The organism is Shouchella clausii, assembly GCF_002250115.1.
Taxonomy (GTDB): Bacteria; Bacillota; Bacilli; order Bacillales; family Bacillaceae_D; genus Shouchella; species Shouchella clausii.
Genome location: NZ_CP019985.1, coordinates 944,414 through 962,523 on the forward strand (window position 1 = coordinate 944,414; position 18,110 = coordinate 962,523).

The 18,110-nt window shown below is 46.9% G+C and carries 15 protein-coding genes and 1 pseudogene; 2 read left to right on the forward strand and 14 right to left on the reverse strand.

Annotated features, from left to right (window positions below; translation table 11 throughout):
* Nucleotides 1–35: 35 nt before the first annotated feature.
* The 11 genes and pseudogenes from BC8716_RS04495 to BC8716_RS04540 form a co-directional block, all read right to left on the reverse strand.
* Nucleotides 36–1,178, reverse strand: a complete 1,143-nt coding sequence (locus tag BC8716_RS04495; RefSeq protein ID WP_094424128.1) for a Gfo/Idh/MocA family protein — start codon at nt 1,176–1,178, stop codon at nt 36–38.
* Between the two features lie 38 nt (nt 1,179–1,216).
* Nucleotides 1,217–2,038, reverse strand: a complete 822-nt coding sequence (locus tag BC8716_RS04500; protein WP_094424129.1) for a sugar phosphate isomerase/epimerase family protein — start codon at nt 2,036–2,038, stop codon at nt 1,217–1,219.
* Nucleotides 2,035–3,213: a dihydrodipicolinate synthase family protein gene (locus BC8716_RS04505; RefSeq protein WP_094424130.1), complete on the reverse strand. Its 1,179-nt coding sequence runs from the start codon at nt 3,211–3,213 to the stop codon at nt 2,035–2,037. The genes BC8716_RS04500 and BC8716_RS04505 overlap by 4 nt, the downstream gene beginning before the upstream one ends.
* 13 nt (nt 3,214–3,226) lie before the next feature.
* Nucleotides 3,227–4,399, reverse strand: a complete 1,173-nt coding sequence (locus BC8716_RS04510; RefSeq protein WP_094424131.1) for a Gfo/Idh/MocA family protein — start codon at nt 4,397–4,399, stop codon at nt 3,227–3,229.
* 196 nt (nt 4,400–4,595) lie between these two features.
* Nucleotides 4,596–5,432: a helix-turn-helix transcriptional regulator gene (locus tag BC8716_RS04515; RefSeq protein WP_169715908.1), complete on the reverse strand. Its 837-nt coding sequence runs from the start codon at nt 5,430–5,432 to the stop codon at nt 4,596–4,598.
* A 124-nt stretch (nt 5,433–5,556) separates the two neighbouring features.
* Entirely contained in the window at nt 5,557–6,831 is a 1,275-nt protein-coding gene (locus tag BC8716_RS04520) for an MFS transporter (RefSeq protein WP_094424133.1), read from the reverse strand.
* 13 nt (nt 6,832–6,844) lie between these two features.
* Nucleotides 6,845–7,159 carry an L-rhamnose mutarotase gene (gene rhaM, locus BC8716_RS04525; protein WP_094424134.1) on the reverse strand — a complete coding sequence of 105 codons (315 nt, stop codon included), beginning with the start codon at nt 7,157–7,159 and terminating at the stop codon, nt 6,845–6,847.
* A gap of 79 nt (nt 7,160–7,238) precedes the next feature.
* Complete coding sequence (locus BC8716_RS04530) at nt 7,239–9,311, reverse strand: bifunctional aldolase/short-chain dehydrogenase (protein ID WP_094424135.1); 2,073 nt, start codon at nt 9,309–9,311, stop codon at nt 7,239–7,241.
* 22 nt (nt 9,312–9,333) lie between these two features.
* Nucleotides 9,334–10,605: an L-rhamnose isomerase gene (gene rhaA / locus BC8716_RS22715; RefSeq protein ID WP_255222628.1), complete on the reverse strand. Its 1,272-nt coding sequence runs from the start codon at nt 10,603–10,605 to the stop codon at nt 9,334–9,336.
* Between the two features lie 48 nt (nt 10,606–10,653).
* Nucleotides 10,654–12,018 (reverse strand): annotated as a pseudogene (gene rhaB, locus BC8716_RS22720) (rhamnulokinase); the annotation flags it as partial.
* Nucleotides 12,019–12,265: 247 nt separating this feature from the next.
* Nucleotides 12,266–13,237, reverse strand: coding sequence for an AraC family transcriptional regulator (locus BC8716_RS04540; protein WP_094424136.1), 972 nt, complete (start codon nt 13,235–13,237; stop codon nt 12,266–12,268).
* A 354-nt stretch (nt 13,238–13,591) separates the two neighbouring features.
* On the opposite strand from BC8716_RS04540, the gene BC8716_RS04545 reads away from it, so the two are divergent.
* A complete protein-coding gene (locus BC8716_RS04545) occupies nt 13,592–15,007 on the forward strand; it encodes an APC family permease (protein ID WP_094424137.1) in 1,416 nt (471 codons plus the stop codon).
* Nucleotides 15,004–15,906, forward strand: a complete 903-nt coding sequence (locus tag BC8716_RS04550; protein WP_094424138.1) for an agmatinase family protein — start codon at nt 15,004–15,006, stop codon at nt 15,904–15,906. Before BC8716_RS04545 ends, BC8716_RS04550 begins: the two co-directional genes overlap by 4 nt.
* Before the next feature lie 47 nt (nt 15,907–15,953).
* Here BC8716_RS04550 and BC8716_RS04555 read toward each other — a convergent pair whose 3' ends face one another.
* The 3 genes from BC8716_RS04555 to BC8716_RS04565 all read right to left on the reverse strand — a co-directional run bounded on the left by BC8716_RS04555 (nt 15,954) and on the right by BC8716_RS04565 (nt 18,101).
* The gene (locus BC8716_RS04555) at nt 15,954–16,331 is read right to left on the reverse strand and encodes a VOC family protein (RefSeq protein ID WP_094424139.1); all 378 of its coding nucleotides are present in this window, start codon (nt 16,329–16,331) and stop codon (nt 15,954–15,956) included.
* Nucleotides 16,332–16,408: 77 nt separating this feature from the next.
* A complete protein-coding gene (locus BC8716_RS04560) occupies nt 16,409–17,230 on the reverse strand; it encodes an AraC family transcriptional regulator (protein ID WP_094424140.1) in 822 nt (273 codons plus the stop codon).
* Between the two features lie 79 nt (nt 17,231–17,309).
* Nucleotides 17,310–18,101, reverse strand: coding sequence for an SDR family oxidoreductase (locus BC8716_RS04565; protein WP_094424141.1), 792 nt, complete (start codon nt 18,099–18,101; stop codon nt 17,310–17,312).
* Nucleotides 18,102–18,110 lie beyond the last annotated feature (9 nt).

The window sequence follows — 18,110 nt, forward strand, 5'->3', positions numbered from 1 at the left end:
ACCCGCGATGGACGCGAGTGCTGCCTGCTACGTTTTCAGCGTTTCTTTAATGGGAGTAGACGGCCATTGCTGTGGGTTTCATAGCGTTCAAGCAATACGTCAGCTAAACCTGGCACGACCCGGTAGCCATCAACTTGCTTGACATTAGCAAACTCGTGAATAGGATGTTGTTTTAATTGCTCAATGATTTGTACATGGGCAAATGCTGTTTCGTACGTACAAGGGACCTTTCTGTTTGGATCAATAATTGCTTCAATACAATCGTCCAACTTTGCAAATGAATCATCGTGCGTAACGCCAAGCCTGCCATATACTTTTGTAGAACCATCTTTAAAATAAGCGACGACGTGCCCTGTTTTATTGGTGCACCTATATTCGATTGTCGCTTTTTCGAATTCCAACGCAAACATCGGACCGGCCTCTTCCTCCGTGGCGTGTGAGGCTACAAACAATAACGCTGCTCCTTCGTCTGTTTTCGCCCGCAATATGCATGTGTCAAATGTTTCAATTGGATTGGCCCGATACAATTCAGCGTCGATGTCAACGACATTGGCGCAAGTATCAATTTTGTCGCCTAGCACATACAACAAATGATGAAGAAAATGGGCTGCGGCATTGTTGGCAATGCTATCAAAAATCGCCTGCCCTTGCTGGGAATAGCGTTTTCCTGCCCAATTGGAACGTTGGTAGTACTCTGTGTTTCGCGGCCAAAACACCAATGTCTTCAGCGACTTGGCCCGCCCAAACAAGCCGGCCATTCGGTCACGCTTTAACGCATGAACGGTTTTGCTAAATGACCAATTAAAACCAATCGCCGCCCATCTTTGCGCCTCTCTTACTGCTTTTTCCCACAAAGGAAAATCATTTGCCACAGCGGAAAGCGGCTTTTCACACAGGACATGGCTGCCGTTCGTTAACGCTTCCAGAGCGTGGACTGTATGAAAATGAATCGGTGTGGCAATAACAGCCAAATCGGCATGATGTTCTCTATAAAACGAGGTTAGAGAATGGTAGACCGGTACACCGCGCTCTCGTAAATCGGGCAAATACGGGCTGCGTTCCGGCGCATTGTCCACAACCCCTGCAAGCAGTGCTTGTTTGTGGGTTAACAGCTTTTTTACATATCCGCTGCCATAACCATTAATGCCAGCCACCACTACTGAAACCAAATCCGCCATTTTAAGCCTCCTCGTTCGCAGTCTTGCCAACAACGCGATTAGACGTGTGCATCAAACCGTTCAATGATCTTCGCCATTGCTTCATCACCGGAAAGATTCCAGAGCGACTGGTTCATAATTTCGACTTCAATCGGACCCCTATAACCAGCTTGTTCTACTAACCGGCGCATGTTCTTTAAGTCGATCACACCATCGCCCATAAGGGACCTGCCTTTAAACATGTCTGTAATAGGAACGTTCCAGTCGGAAACATGGAACCCAAGTATATGGCGGCCTGCCCGTTCGATTTGTTGATCTAGCTCTGGGTCCCACCAAACGTGGAACGCATCAACGATTACACCGACTTGCATTGTGCCGATCGTTTCGGCTATATCATTAGCTTGCCTTAGTGTATTTATGACAGAACGGTCGGCTGCGTACATCGGATGAAGAGGCTCGATTCCAAGTTTAATGCCGCATTGTTCTGCATAAGGAACAATCGCCTCAATTCCTGCTTGTACATGCTTTCTTGCTTCCACTAAATCTTTGCCCGCAGCTGGTCCACATACAAGGACAAGCACGTTCGCACCAAGTTCGGCAGCTTCGTCTATGGCACGCCGATTGTCTTCAATCCGCTGGAGCCGCTCTTGTTGGCTAGCAGCAGGAAACATGCCACCGCGGCATAAGCTGGAAAGGGAAAGGCCGGCATCACGAATATGCTCTTTCGCTTCCTTTAAGCCGTACTCATGCAGTTTATGGCGCCAAACAGCCAGCCAGCCCACACCGTGGCGGGCGCAGCCTTCAATTGCTTCTGGCAACGTCCATTGTTCAGTCGTAATCTGGTTTAGACTGAAGCGCTTGATTCCAGGAGCACCGCTCATAGGCGCACCTCCTGGCCGATACCAGCCGCTTCAAGCGTTAGCACCATCCGTTTAATCGCTCTCTCAGGCTCAACGAGCAAGCCTGCTTGGTCGGCTAACATAAATAGCTTTGCCAAATGAACAGCAGACCTTGCTCCTTCTGCGCCGCCGATCATTCGAAAATGGTTTTGGTGCCCATTTAAGTGGGCCATAAAGACAATCCCTGTTTTGTAGGCGTAGGTCGGCGCTTCAAAAATATGGCGGGCAAGTGGGACAGTTGGCGCCAAGATCCGGTTATATGTTTCGAGATCGCCGCGGTCAAGCGCTTGGAAAGCTTCAGCAGCTGCCGGCGCAATCGCGTCAAAAATGCCTAATAGCGCATCACTATAAAAGCCGTTTTCCCCAGCAATCAGTTCAGGATAATGAAAATCATCGCCTGTATACATCCTCACCTGTTTAGGAAGAAGGCTGCGCATAGCCACTTCTTTGTTTTTATCAAGCAGTGATAGCTTGATCCCGTCTATTTTGTACTTGTGTTCATGAATAATCTCGAGACAAACATCCATCGCCCCGTCAATAGATGGGTCCCCCCAATAACCAGCTAGATTCGGATCAAACATGTCGCCAAGCCAATGGAGAATCACCGGTTCCTTCACTTGGCGGAGCAAGCGACTATACACATTCCGATAATCATCTCGTGACCGTGCTGTTTTCGCAAGGGCACGGCTTGCCATGAGAATCACACGACTGCCTTGCGCTTCGACAAATTCCATTTGCTCTTCATAAGCGGATATAATTGCATCAAGCCCATATACCTCTTTGTCACTCAAGTGATCGGTCCCCACACCTGAGGCAATTTCACCACCGACTGCTTTTGCGTCTTTTGCCGAATAGGCAATCAACTGTTTGGCCGCTTCCCATGTTAAGCCCATTCCTCTTTGCGCTGTATCCATTGCTTCAGCAACACCGAATCCAAGTTTCCATAGGTGGTGGCGGTAAGAAAGGGTCGCTTCCCAGTCAACTTTGCCGCCCAGTACTGGCGGTACAGGCGATAACGGATCGGCGACGACGTGTGCCGCTGAGTAGGCACGCCGTGCGGAAAAAGCAGCCGTCTTCAGACATGCAGGCTCAGCATTCTGGAGCGTATAAACGATTTTGTTTCTGTCTTCAGTTGGCAATGTAATCGTGTATACCATTGTTTTTGCCCCCTTAAATATGCTTTGCCGGAACAGTTGCCGCCAGTTTAGGCACGTCGACCCATTTCCGCTCACGCCATGCTTGTAAACCTAAGTCTGATAACTGTGTCCCTTTGGCTCCTTCAAGCAAGTCCCAAGGAAATGGACTGTCTGTATGAACATGTTTCAAAAACAGTTCCCACTGTGCCTTAAAGCCATTCTCGTAAGGCTCATTGTCAGGCACTTGCTGCCAGAGTTCCTGGAAAGCGATCGGGTTTGGTATATCTGGATTCCATGTCGGCCGAGGCGTCATCACACGGTGTTGGATTTTGCAATCCCGCAATCCCGCGACTGCACTTCCATATTTTCCGTCAACGTGAATCGTCAATAAATCATCACGGTCGACACGTGTCACCCATGAGGAGTTCGCTTGGACAACAATCCCATTTTCCAATTCAAAAATCGCATAGGCTGCATCATCGGCAGTCGCCTTGTATGGTTGGCCGCCCTCATCCACGCGTTTGCGAATATGAGTCGCTCCTAGGCAAGAAAGAGATTGAATTTCGCCAAACAAGTTGTCGATTACATAACGCCAATGCGCAAACATATCGACAATAATGCCGCCGCCATCTTCTTCTCGATAATTCCAGCTTGGCCGCTGCCCTTCCTGCCAATCGCCTTCAAATACCCAATAACCAAAATCAAGTTTCACCGAATAAATGTCCCCAAAAAAATGGCTGTCAATCAATCGTTTTAGCTTTAACAAACCAGGCAAAAACAGTTTATCTTGTACAACGCCGTTTTTCACTCCTGCTTTATTGGCAAGCTCAGCTAATTCAAGGGCTTCGTCTAAGCTTGTCGCCGTTGGTTTTTCGCAATAAATATGCTTGCCTGCTGAGATGGCTTGCTTAATTGCGGCAGCGCGGCGGCTCGTTGTTTGTGCATCAAAATAGATGACATTGTATTCGTCTGCCAGCGCCTGTTCTAAGTCCGTTTCGATCCGATTTAGCCCGTATTTGCTCGCAAGCGCCTCAAGTTTTGCCTCGTTTCTTCCTACTAACACCGGGTCAGGCATAAGCGTCTCCCCATTAGGAAGCGCAATCCCTCCCTGTTCACGGATTGCTAAAATCGATCGGATTAAATGCTGGTTTGTGCCCATTCTCCCGGTGACGCCATTCATAATAATGCCAATTGGATGCGTAGCCATTCTTATATGCCCCTTTCATCTAAGTTCGCTTTTAATTGAATGAAAGCGATTTTTGTCGACTTTATCGCCAACCTCTTGCTCTCAGTTTAGTGAAAGCGCATCCAATTCGTCTTATCACTCCCCGTTTTTCGTTCTCAGTTTCCGAACTAAATCAGCTAGGGTCATTAGGGGCCTCTATAAAGCGACTTTTTGGCTATTATTTTGAAACATTGCGATGATGATACTGGCTTAATTGAGTATGCTTATAGACTAGCGGACTAACACCAACTTGCTTTTTAAAAACACGATAAAAGGTAGGCAACGATTCAAAGCCAACTTCGAAACAAATCGAAACCATATCAAGGTCAGTTTCTAATAGTAATTTCTTTACGCGGTTTAAACGGACTTCGGTTAAATACCGCATCGGCGTCGTTTCGTATGCGTCTTTAAAGATTTGCTGCATATAGCGGGAGCTTACCCCCATTTTGGCAGCTAATTCTTCAGCGCGGCTTAACTGGTAGTAATTATTTTCGATATACTCTTTAAGGGCAGCCGCACGCCACTCATTTGTGTTTTGGTAGGTAAATCCTTTTTTCGTCCGCTTTAATAGCAGCAACAACTCTCCAAGCAAAAGCGACAAGCCGATTTTTTCGCTGTCCCTATACTGGAGTTGTTCGTAAAGCATACGCCTTAGCAATTGGCGGACTTCACTCCCTTTAAACAAATTAAGGCGGAGCACTTCTGAACGGGCAAACACGTCAGCTATAAGCGTGTGCCTGTACTCGACAGGCAGTTGCTTTTCATCAAACTCTAGCACGAGCATGGTCATTTTTGACTGTGCGACAATCGAGTGGTGTGTCAAAGGGCGAATGATGAGCAAATTGTCAGAAGCGAGCGCATGCTTGTGTTTCCCTAACTCGCACTCCCCTTTTCCGTCGAGGACATAGAGAAGCTGGTGTGTATAATGAAAATGGCTATGAATGTAATTTTTCTCTTTATGCTTGTTTTCATATAAATAAACCGCTCCCTTTGGCTTTGTTTTTCCAGTCCTCACAGAGCTCAACTCCTTTCCTACACGTTTTCAAAGGGCGATTCACTCTTGTGTCATGTTACTCGTACATTTTCGATTTTTCTGCCTTTAATCCTCTTTTTGACTCAATCCCTTTCTATGTCCTAGGTTAAGCGCTTTTTCCATAACGTTCTTGTTGGATTGCTTCCAATGACCGGTTCCTTGTCTCTGGTGCCATGATAACGCCAATGACTAGGCTAATGATCAAGAAAGCAATCATGATCATTCCCGATGTTTGAAAGCCAATTTTCGAAATCATTGCCGGAACGACAAGGGAAATCAACCCTACGCCAATCCGTACGATGCAAAACATTAACCCTTGGGCTTGGGCACGGTATTTTGTATGGAATAACTCGCTAGCAAACAATGCATAGAACGCTTGGGCACCGAATCCTGCTGCAAGCCCCCAAATCGTTACAAACAAGGCAAGCTCCGTCATACCCATGCCGCCAAAAGTCAGAATGAGCCAAGCAATGATGCCGAGTACCCCTCCTATCCCAAACAATAGCTTGCGGTTGACTTTATCGCCAAGCTTAATAAACACAGCAAAAGTGGCTATCACCGTAAATGTCCAAAGCACCCCTTGCAGCAAATTGGCTTGTGCTGCTGATAAGCCGCCTACCGTTTCATAGATGTAAGGCATGAAGTATCCCATTGTGCCAGCAACAAGGTTCCAGAAAAAGTAGATGCCGACGAGAAAAAGAAGCGCTTTCAAATTTGCTTTTACCGTAAACAAATCTTTTAACGAACCTTTCGCGACAGCTTGGCCTGCTTGAGTCAGCCGTGCTTTTTCTTGCTCTTTTTCCCATATTTGCGATTCATTGATTTGCTGTTGCAATACCCAAGTGATGATCGCCACCACAAACAATTGCGCAAAGATCAAACGGCTGCCTAGTAAACCAAGGGGAGCGAGCGCTACCGACAAAAAAAGCGTAATAGCAGGCCCAATCGACCAAGCAAACTGGGACCAACCGACTCTGGCAGCCCGTTCGTTAGGCGGCGCCTCTTCGGCAATATACGTCCAAGCTGCTGGAATTAACGCGCCAACAGCAATGCCAACGATGACATAGCCGGCAAGAAGCATAGGAAAGGAAAAAGCAAAGACAATAAGAAGCATGCCTGCCATATATAGCAACAAATCATATTTGTAAATAAATTTCCTGCCATAGCGGTCGACTAAAGCACCGCCAATCAGAGCCCCGATTGCTGCTCCAAAGCCATTAGCACTCAAGGCGCCTAGCAACCCTACCCACATGTCGGTCAACTGCAAATACTCGACCCATAATGTTAGCCCACCAGCGCCCGCAACAATAGCGCCTGCTTCTAAATAATTGGACATCGCTACCGTAATCGTGGCTTTCATCCCTTTATTTTGCCGCACCATCCTTACCACCCCTTTATGCTAAATAAAACACTTCTTTTAAATCATAGGAAACTGGACTTAAATCATCATTTGTTTCCATTAGCGGCGCCATATACGCCCACCATTTTTGGCATATTTCCGTTTTTGCTACTTTGGCATAAGTTGCTTCGTCTTCAAGCAGCAAATAGGCAAACAGCTGCCCAGTCTCCTCTAACAGAAAAATCGAATAGTGATGGACACCATGTGCCTTTAGCATTTCTGCCATTTCAGGCCAAAGCTTATCGTGGCGTTGTTTGTATTCATCATACTTATCTTTGTAAACCTTCATTACTGTAGCTTTGCGAATCATGCTCGTTCACTCCTTTTCCTTTCATCGTCTTTTCATATAAATTTCCTCCCCGCATTGTTTAGCGGAGAGGAAACCACCCTTATCTCGGAAAGGCTGCTGGTACGCCGCCATCTACAGTCAACATACAGCCCGTCGTCTTTTCTGACTTGGACGAAGCAAAGAATAAAACAGCCTCCGCAATATCTGCCGGAAAAATATGGACGCCTAGCGTTGTCCGTTTTTTGTAATGGTCTTCAAGTTCATCAGCTGCAATTCCGTAAGCAGCTGCTCTTTCCTCGCGCCAAGCCGAATCCCAAATCGCTGAACCTTGCAAGACGGCGTCAGGGAGAACCGTATTGACGCGAATTCCGTAAGTGCCCCCTTCAGCTGCAATGCAGCGTGCGAGATGGGCTTCCATCGCTTTGGCTGCGCTGTAGGCTGATGCGTTTTTCCCTGCGTAAACCGAATTTTTCGAGCCGATAAACACCATACTACCGCCTGTTCCTTGCTCTTTCATTTGCGTAAAGGCTTGGCGGGCGACGAGAAAGTAGCCTGTCGCGAGCACATCGAGATTGAGCTGCCATTCCTGTAAAGTCGTCTCATCAAAAGGGCTTGATGTGGCAAGGCCGGCATTGTTGACAACAATGTCAACGCCCCCGTATGTCCGCGCCACGTTGGCAAAAGCTTGTGCGACTGCTTGTTCATCTGTGACATCCATTTTTAGCGCAAGCGCCCGGCCAGCACCGAATTGCCCATTTATTTCTGCCGCTACTTCTTCTGCCCTTTCAAGATTAAGGTCAGCCAACACGACGTGTGCGCCTTGAGCAGCGAATTGCCGAGACGTTTCGCTGCCGATGCCCCCTGCTCCCCCTGTTACAAACGCCACTTTCCGCGAAAAAATTGCTTCTTTTGGCGCAAGCGATAGTTTGTAAAGCTCCAATGGCCAATATTCAATTTCATACGATTCGGCTTCATTTAGTGAAACAAATGAGCCTAACGCACTCGTTCCACGCATGACAGCAATCGCTCGTTCATAAAGAGCGCGGCTCACTTTCGCATTTTCAATCGCCTTGCCGCTGCTAATCAGGCCGATGCCTGGAATGAGCAACACGCGCGGCGACGGTTCAAACATCGTGTCGCCTTCACGGCGGTTGCGCTCAAAATAGCGAATATATTCCTCTTTGTATGCAGCTATTCCGTTAAGCACCGCTTGCTTCAACCCTTCTTCGTCACTTGCATCAGGCACCCAATCGATAAACAAAGGCAATCGCTTCGTATGGACAAGATGGTCAGGGCAGGCAGCGCCAATTTGCGATAACTCCTTTGCCTCTTTGCTGTTGACAAATTCAAGGATAGAATCGCTATCATCGTAGGTCACAATCATGTTCCGCCCATTATGGGCCACTGCCCCCCGTAGCGCCGGCATGATGTTGGCCAGCAATGCTTCGCGCTCTTCTTTTCTCAGCCCTGCTGTTGCTGCTCCGCCAAAAGGCGCGTTTTTGCCTCGCTTTTTCTCGATAAATTGCTCTGCTTCATTAATCACAGAAATCGTGCGGTCATAACTTTCTTTAGCTGTTTCTCCCCAGACGACAAGGCCATGTTTTTCCATTAGCACAAGCTCCGCTTTCGGGTTCGCGTCTACTTGTTCTGCAATCATTTTAGACAGCGCAAAGCCAGGGCGAATGTAAGGCACCCATACAAAGCGGTCACCGAATAGCTCTTCTGCCAGTTCGCGGCCATTTTCAGCACAACATAGGCTAATGATTGCATCTGGGTGAGTGTGGTCGACATGCTTAAATGGCAAAAAGGCATGAAGCAGCGTTTCAATCGATGGGCGCGGGTGGTGAGGGTCGATTAGGCAATGCCCCAAATAAGCGACCATCTCCTCATCTGTCATTGCTTCCCGTTCTTTCAGGGGCAAGACATCGTCGAGCCGCAAGCCCGTAAAGTTGCTTGCTCCCATTGTAGCCAGATCAGAGCCGCTGCCTTTGACCCACATGACGTCGACTTCATTGCCGCGAAAGTCAATCTCAGTCGTTTTCATCGACGTATTGCCGCCGCCCCAATTGCAGACAGCGCGGTCGGCGCCAATTAAATTAGAGCGGTACACCAACTCATCGAGTCCTTGACACAATTTGCTTGCTTCTTCCTCATTCCACAGATGTTGTACCATGACGATCCCTCTTTCTAATAAATTAACGTTGCCTCGCTTTTTCGCCTCCACGCTTCAGTTGGACTTGCTGTTCGTATTCCTTGACGACATCTAGCCACTCCGTTTCTGTCGGCACTCCTTGGCGTTTGCAATACTCATCCCACATGTCGCCAAACGGATACGTTTTTAACTGTTCTTGCATGGCTAGGCGCGATGTGAAATCGCCTTCATCTTGCAGCTGCTTTAAATGGCGATGGGGCATTAAGGCTGCGTGCAATAGCGCCTTTGCCATATTGCGCGTGCCAATGGCCCAGGCAGCGACACGATTAATGCTTGCATCAAAAAAATCAAGGCCAATATGGATGTTGCCAAGAGCATCGTTACGGACTATTTCAATCGCAATTTCTCGGAGCTCATCATCAAAGGTAACTACATGGTCACTATCCCAGCGGACAGGGCGGGAAACGTGCAATGCCAATTGATCGTGAAATAACAACATTGCTGATAGTTTATTAGAAACGACTTCCGTGGGATGGAAATGACCGGTATCAAGCAAATAGAGCTTGTTGTTTTGGTTCGCATAGTTTAAATAAAATTCGTGTGAGCCGACAACGTACGCTTCTGAACCGATGCCAAACAATTTGCTTTCAACGGTATCAAGAACAAGCATTGGGTCGTATTCGTCTGCATAAATCGCATCTAAAGACTCTTTTAAACGCTTCCGTGGCGTTAGCCGATCACTAGGCGTATCTTTATAACCGTCTGGGACCCAAATGTTCACTAGCGATGGTGTCCCCAATTGTTCTCCAAAATAGGCAGCAATTTTCCGGCATGCCTTACAATGGTTAATCCAAAATGTGCGGATTTCCTCATCTGGATGGGCAAGCGTCAATCCATCAGCGGCCTTAGGGTGGCTGAACACCGTTGGGTTGAAATCGAGGCCAATGCCTAATGATTTTGCCCATTTAACCCACTTTTCAAAATGCTCAGGCTTTAATTGATCGCGTTCAATTGGCACGCCATCCGTTTCGGCATACATGGCGTGGAGATTGACGCGGTGCTTTCCAGGAATTAAACTTAGCGCTTTTTCCAAATCACGCCGCAGCTCTTCACCGTTCCGCGCTCTGCCGGGATGATTCCCCGTTACATCAATGCCTCCAGACAACTCGTTCGCAATCACTTCTGTTCCATGAAGGTCATCCCCTTGCCAACAGTGGACAGAAATGGGCACTTGTTTTACTTTCGCAAATGCTGCCTCGACATCTATACCTAATTGTTCATACTGCACTTTAGCGCTTTCAAATCGACTCGTCACGCGCCATTCACTCCTTTGCGGTAGATAGTAAGTGACAGGAAACGCTGTCCGCACTAGCGCACGACCTTCCTCTATACGAGAAAGCTCTCCGTCTGCAATCGCTTGTACGAGCAGATTGCCAACAGCGGTTGCCTCAGTTGGACCAGCGATCACCGTCTTGTTGGTCCGGTTTGCTAAACGTTGGTTAATTTCCTTGTTTAGCGCCCCGCCGCCAATAATATGGATTTGTTCATACGTCTTTCCTGAAATAGCTTCAATTTCGGTTACAGCTTTGTCATAACTAGCTATTAAACTATCATAAATACACTTAGCCAAATCGCCTGGTGAATCAGGAACAGCAAGCCCCTTTTCGCGGCAAGCTTGTTGAATTTCCTCAATCATGTTTTCTGGCTTTAGAAAACGATGTTGATCGACATCAATTTCCCCGGTATACGTTGACCCACTGGCTGCTTGCGCCAGTTGAGAAAAGCTCCAATGCCCAGGGAGCAGCCTTTGTACTTCTTGGATCATCCATAAGCCCATGATGTTTTTTAAAAAGCGAACACGGGAGCCGACGCCGCCTTCGTTCGTAAAATTGGCAGCCATCGCCTGTTGGCTACATATCGGCGTGCGGTTTTCAATACCGATAAGCGACCACGTACCTGAGCTGATGTAAACCGATGTTTGTTTTTCTGGGAGCGCCGCAATCGCCGAAGCAGTGTCATGGGTAGCAGGCACAATGACTTCGAGTTGGACGCCCAGTTCTTTTTCCATGCTTTCTGTTATAGAACCGATCTTTGTGCCAGGTTGCTGCAATGGCTGAAACATTCCACAAGGCAAGCCGAGCTCTTTCAGTAGTTGTCTATCCCAATCCTTTGTATTGACATTTACTAACTGAGTTGTCGTTGCGTTCGTATACTCGTTGACTTTGACACCTGTCAGCAAGAAATGAAAATAATCGGGCACCATTAGAAATGCATGTGCTTGCTCAAACAACTCCGGGTTTTGTTTTTTTAATGCCAACAGTTGGTAAAGAGTGTTGAAAGGCTGAAAAGCAATACCCGTCCGTTCGTATAATGCCTTTTTTCCGTACGTCTCGATCACATCTTCCATCACGCCGTTTGTTCGTGGGTCACGGTAGGAGACAGCTTCAGTTAACCGCTCGCCTTTTTCATCGAGAAGGACAAAATCTACCGCCCATGTATTCATGCCAATGCTAACCGGCTGCAAGCCAGATTGAACTGCCACTCGAATGCCTTGCTTGATTTCACAAAACAAGTAGTCAACGTCCCAACAATAATGGCCGCCCATCAACTGAGCTTGATTATCAAACCGATAGACCTCTTGTAAATCGATGCCGGTCTCGCTTATTTTGCCAGCCATCACCCTGCCGCTTGAGGCGCCGATATCAACGGCCAGCCGATATGCCCCCAATTTTTCTCCCCCTTTCTCGCTATAGAACGATTACTTGTATCTTACGTGTTTGTCATGGAAGCCACTATAGCGTCATTCACCAAAATACTGTCGTTATTTGCAAATATACGAATCAATTAGACTGATTGAAAACGCTTGTCAGATGGAGAGTGCTGGTAAGGAAAGATGGGACTAGCACAGAGGGTTCTTGAGCAGGTGACCGAGACAAACGACGACAGATGCGAGCGCTTGTCTACAGTCTAACGCATCATTGAGGCGGCGAAGATCGATGTTTTTTTCGATAAACGAGCGGAGTTGTATGAAAATGCTTCTTAAAAATTTGATAAAAATAGCTGAAGTTGTCATAGCCAATTTCTTGCGCAATAACCGATACAGGCACATCCGATTGAACGAGCAACTCCTTTGCTATGTCCAATCTCCTTTCTTGTAACAGCGCTTTAAACGTTTTCCCAGTCTGCTTTTTGATGACTTTGCTGAGCAAGTAATGGGGCTGGTTCAGCCGTTCAGCTAGCTCATATAGAGAAGCATGTTTGTACTGTTCGTCGATATAAGCAAACGTTTGCCGAATCCATTGGTTGTGCAGAGAAGGCTTTGGTCTGCCATCTAATGTATTCGCTTTCTTTGCTAACTCAATCATGAGCATGCCGACATACAACTTAATAGACGCTTGCGAGTAAGCGTCTGGCTCCATCATTTCCTCAACCATTTTCCGCAGCAGTTGTTGCACAGACTCTTCTTTTGCACATTTAAAATAGAGGAACTGGCCAAACGGTTCGCCACCATGAATGCTGTCGATAAGGAATGAATAAAAGGGCCCTTCCACATTTAAAAAAGAGAAAATATAATTAAAAAAAGACGGCTGAATAATAAAATTAATGATAATATCTTCTGTACCGCATGCCTCTATCTGGTGTTCAATATGCTGGTTCAACACAACCAGCTCCCCTTTTTGCAATTCGACTGCACGATCGCCAATCGTTTGCTTTAAACTGCCGTTATAGACATAATTCATTTCAATGTAGTCATGCCTGTGTGGAGGAAAATCAATAAAACGCGTATGCTTGCGGATCATGATTTCTGTCCCTGGGGCAAGAAACTTATTGGCTTCAATAATAAATTGTTGCTTTGACGTATAACGTGCTTTCATTACACGCCGATATTCAAGAATGTCTTTTTCTTCCTCTGTAAGCGGCAACATTTTTTCAAGCAACCCCACCATTGGTCCTCCTTTTTCGTCGTCTTGCTTGTCTAGTCTCTGATAGACTACTATCTACTGATCTTGCATCGGCTTTTTTCCTCAGCACGCCTAGGGGCACTTGTTCAACCATGCCGCTACAGCTGTGCTGTCATTGTATATATATGGACTTCAAGATTCGACTTGGCCCTTTTTAAACCAAATTCAACAAAGAAAAAGGTAAATCCTTCTTTTACTGGATATGAACTCAAACGCCACCATGAATATATATTCGTTTTTAGCAATTAAACTATTGATAAATGCAAGGACAACGTTTAATATAATAAGAATTAATGAATTTTTATACAAAAATCTTATGCAACAGGAGCACAACAGACGATGAAGAAAAAAGGAATGACTACTACTGACTTCTTTGGACTGGCATTCGGCAGCACGATCGGCATCGGTTGGGTAATCTCTGTTCCCCAATGGATGGCCTCGGCAGGAAGCTTAGGCGCAATCATTGCCTTAGCAGCGACAATACTGCTTGTCATTCCAATTGGCTTTGTTTATGGAGAGCTCACGTCCAGTCTAAAATTAAGCGGAGGCGAATTTGCCTATACCCATTTTGCACTTGGCAAATGGCCAGCATTTATTTGTGGCTGGTTTCTGATCTTAGGCTACCTTATTATCTTGCCATGGGTTGCGATTTCCGTGCCGCTCTTGTTCGCTTACGTTTTTCCGCTATTAAACTCGTATCCCCTTTACACGCTAATGGGACAAGTCGTCTATTTGCCCCACATTCTGCTCAGTTTGGCGATGATCTTCGGTCTATCTTGGTTAAACTACCGCGGCGCGAAATTGTCGGCACGCTTTCAAACGATTGCTACAGCGATGATGCTCGTCACATTCCTTGCTTTTTTAGGTGGCGGCTTTTTCCTAGGCGATCCTCAGAATGCAGCACCTTTGTTGCAGACAGAAAATGGGCATGCGTTAAGCGGCATCATTTTAGCGGTCTCCTCGATTCTATTTTTTATGAATGGCTTTGATACTGTTTCAAAAACAGTCGACGAAGCTGAAGCAAGCATTAACTACAAAAACTTAGGCAAAGTCACCGTCGGGACAATCCTTTTAGGCGGTGGGCTGTATATGGTTATTGTCCTTGCTTCTGCCTTTTTAATGCCTGCATCTGAAATGGGGGAAATGGGGGCGCTTCCTCTTATCCATGCACTGGAAGCCCGTTCAGGTTCAATGCTATTGCCGCTTATTGTCGTATTTGGCGTGCTGCTTGGCGTCATTACGACATTCAATGGCTTTTTACTGGCCGGCAGCCGCCTGATTCAATCATTTGCGGCTCGCGGTTTTATCCCTAAAGGATTTGCGGCAGAGCATACTCGTTATAAAACGCCTCACACAACGGTGTGGGCAATGGCGGCCTTTTCTATTGTCGGAACCTTATTTGGCAGTGGCGCACTACTCCCACTCGTTATTATGGGAGGGATTGCTTTTCTCATTGCATGGTTTTGTATGGCATTTGCGGCTGTCACCATTCGCCTCAAACAGCCACATTTACAAAAACCATATAAAATGCCAGGCGGCATCTACATGGCTTTTGCCGCTACACTTTTTTCAGCGATCTTGCTAGCCGCAATGCTGATTCCTGGAACGCCGATTTCGATGGGCATGACGGAGTATGTCCTCTTTTTCATCTGGCTCGCAGTTGGAGCTGTCCTTTATGTTTGCTACACACGCCGCAGTGTCCCAAACAAAGTAGAAGTTACACATCTAGAAGACAAAGGAGTGCATCAAGCATGAAACTATATTCTACTTTTGGCATAGTCGGTTTCCCTTGGGATGGAGGGGCCTCCCTCGGACGGCCCGGGTCGCGGTTTGCTCCCGAAAAAATACGAGAAGCGTTTGCCTGGTTCGCCAATCGCATCGAAAACAACCAAGTGTACAATGTAGAAAAGCGAAAAACGTTCACATTGCCGAAAAATGCGTTAACCGATTATGGCAATATCGAAATTGCCGCCTATAGCACAGACCAAACGTTTGCACATGCAGAAGCAAAACTGAAAGCAGTGCTTGCTGAAAATGCCTTTCCCTTTGTGCTAGGAGGCGACCACTCGATTTCCTACCCGCTCATTAAAGCGCTGCACGACCAGAACCTTGGAAAGCGGATAGGCATTATCCAGTTTGATGCCCATCTTGACCTCGTTGACGAATCCCCTGTCCAAGGGAGGTTTTCACAAAGCAGTCAAATGCGCAGAGCAATTGAGCTTGAACATGTTTCTGCTAAAGACATTGTCCAAGTAGGGGTACGCAGTTATAATTACCCTTGGTACGCCAGCTATTTAAAAGACATCGGCATCCACCAAATTACCGCACAAGAAGTTCACCAGTCTGATCCACTGGCCATTGCCGAACAGATTAAAGCCGTAATGGAAAACGTCGATCTCGTTTATTTAACATATGATATGGATGTTCTCGATCCGGCATACGCACCAGGAGTCGGCGCCAACGAACCAGGCGGGCTGACGCCTGTTCAAAGTTTCGCGATTTTAGATGCATTGTACCCCATCGTTGATGCGTTTGATATTGCAGAGGTCAATCCCCTGTATGACCATCAGGACATCACTACTGCTATGGCGGCGCGCATTATGTTTGATTGTTTTGTCGCTAGGATGGAATGTGGGGAAAACGCTCAAACATAAGCAACAACAGCGATTTAAACAAGACATGTTTAAATCGCTGTTGTCTTTTATACAAACAAACTAATTAAATTCCCATCTGGGTCTTGGACAATCGCATAACGTTGCCCCCAAAAGGCATCCCATGGCTCTTTATAGCCAACATAGCCTTTGTCGACAATCTTCGCATAAAGCTGGTCCAGCGCTTCCCTGCTTTCACAACGAAAGGCCAGTTCAACCCGGTGCCCGGTTGGCTCTTCCCAGCTGCCGTAAATTCCCTTTGCCATTTCCAGCTTATCAAACGCCAGGCGAACGCCTTCCTGGTCAATTTCAACGTGCATGTCGTCATTGTGCGTTTCCGCTATTTGAAAGCCAAGCACCCGGTAGAAATCAAGTGCTTCTCTCATATTGGCAACCACAATTCCGACCATATCTAATTTTATCGTCATAACAAATACTCCTTTCAATAGGCTATAAGGCCATTATTGCCTATTATCCCAATCGGAGCTTGAAAAAACCGGACAACTTAACGATTTGTTGTTTGGCACGCAATTTGTGCCATTACTGTCTGCGGAGCCAACCCGTAAAAACGCTTAAATTGCTTCGACAAATGGGCATGGTCGGCATAACCGTATAATAGAGCCAAATCAGCAAGACGTGCATGGACGTTTTGCTGCAAGCCTGCTAACAAACTCTGGAATTGGACGACTTCCAATACTTCTTTCGGGGAAGCGCCGAGCTCATGGGCAAACGTACGGCGCACAGTCCGCTCGCTGTAATATTCCATTTCTGCAAGCTTACGGACAGAGAGCATACCTTTGTTTGCAAAAATATGACCCATGCAGCGCTCAAACAAGCGTTCGGGTCGATACGCTTTATCTAGTTTTCTTCGTAAGAGCGCCTCAACGACTGCAATTCTTTCCTTCATATCGCGAGCTTGTGCGATTGTCTCGGTAATTTCAAAGGCTGGATTTCCCCATACTAGCTCTAGTTCAATGCCTTCATCTCTAAAATCAGCAGGGTGGTGGCGCAGTAATGTATGGACCGAATCCGAATAGAAGCGGATTCCGAAAGAAGAAGTTGGCTCTGTCAACGGCAAAACGTCAAATCGATTCATAAAACCGGCCACAAATGCCTGCGCGTTATTGTCACTGATCGTAACAATTAAATCGACGCATCCATCTGGAAGAATACGATGGTGTCGCGCTTTCCCTCCTTGAAACGAGCTCGTCCAATAACAGGCAACATAGGCGGATAAATCAAAGCTTGGCGCATACTCAGCATATTGGTAGCTATGATCGCTTTCTTGCTGCAACAATGGCGCCTGAACAGGACGAAACAAGCGCATACACGGCCCCCTCTCTTCCAACGTACATGTAGTCTACTTCTTGGCTTCATGATACAGTGCTTTTCAGCTAATCCAAAGATTACAAGGCTTTCACTAATCCGCCGTCGACGAGAAACGCTTGTCCAGTCACATACGTATTGGCTCCAGAGCAGAGAAAAACGGCATGCTTGGCAAACTCCTCTGGTTTGCCGTAACGCCCAAGAGGGATGCTTTTTTCTGAAGCCTGTTTTACGTCTTCGTATGGCATTTGCTTTTCTTTTGCGGCTAAACGGTCGAGGCTTTCAACCCGGTCCGTGGCAATGCGTCCTGGACCTAACGTATTAATGAGAATGTTGTCTTTAGCCAACTCTTGCGCTAGGCTTTTGGCAAGGCCTAGTACCCCCGCGCGGAACGTATTTGACAACAGCAAATTGTCAAGTGACTGTTTTATCGACGAAGACGTGACATTCAATATATGGCCGCCGCCTTGCGCCCTCATGTACGGCAGCACGCCACGGATGGCGCGCACGTAGCTTAGTAAGTTTAATTCGTAAGCATTTTGCCAGTCGCTATCTTCAAACTGGTCGATTCCCCCAGCCGGCGGACCTCCAGAATTGTTAATTAAGACATCGATAGCCCCGTGTTTTTCGTTTGCAAAAGACAGCGCTGCCTCAATATCTTCTGCCCTAGTCATATCGCAGCGGCAACACGCAATTTGGGGATTTCCTGTATGCGCCTGTATTTCTCCCACTACTGTCTCCAATGCGGCGATATCACGGCTAGCAAGCACAACGCTCGCTCCTTCTGCCGCAAATTCGCCAGCAATCGCCCGACCAATTCCTTTGCTTGAAGCAAACACAAGTACCGATTTGCCTTTGACGTTTAAATCCATAACCATGCC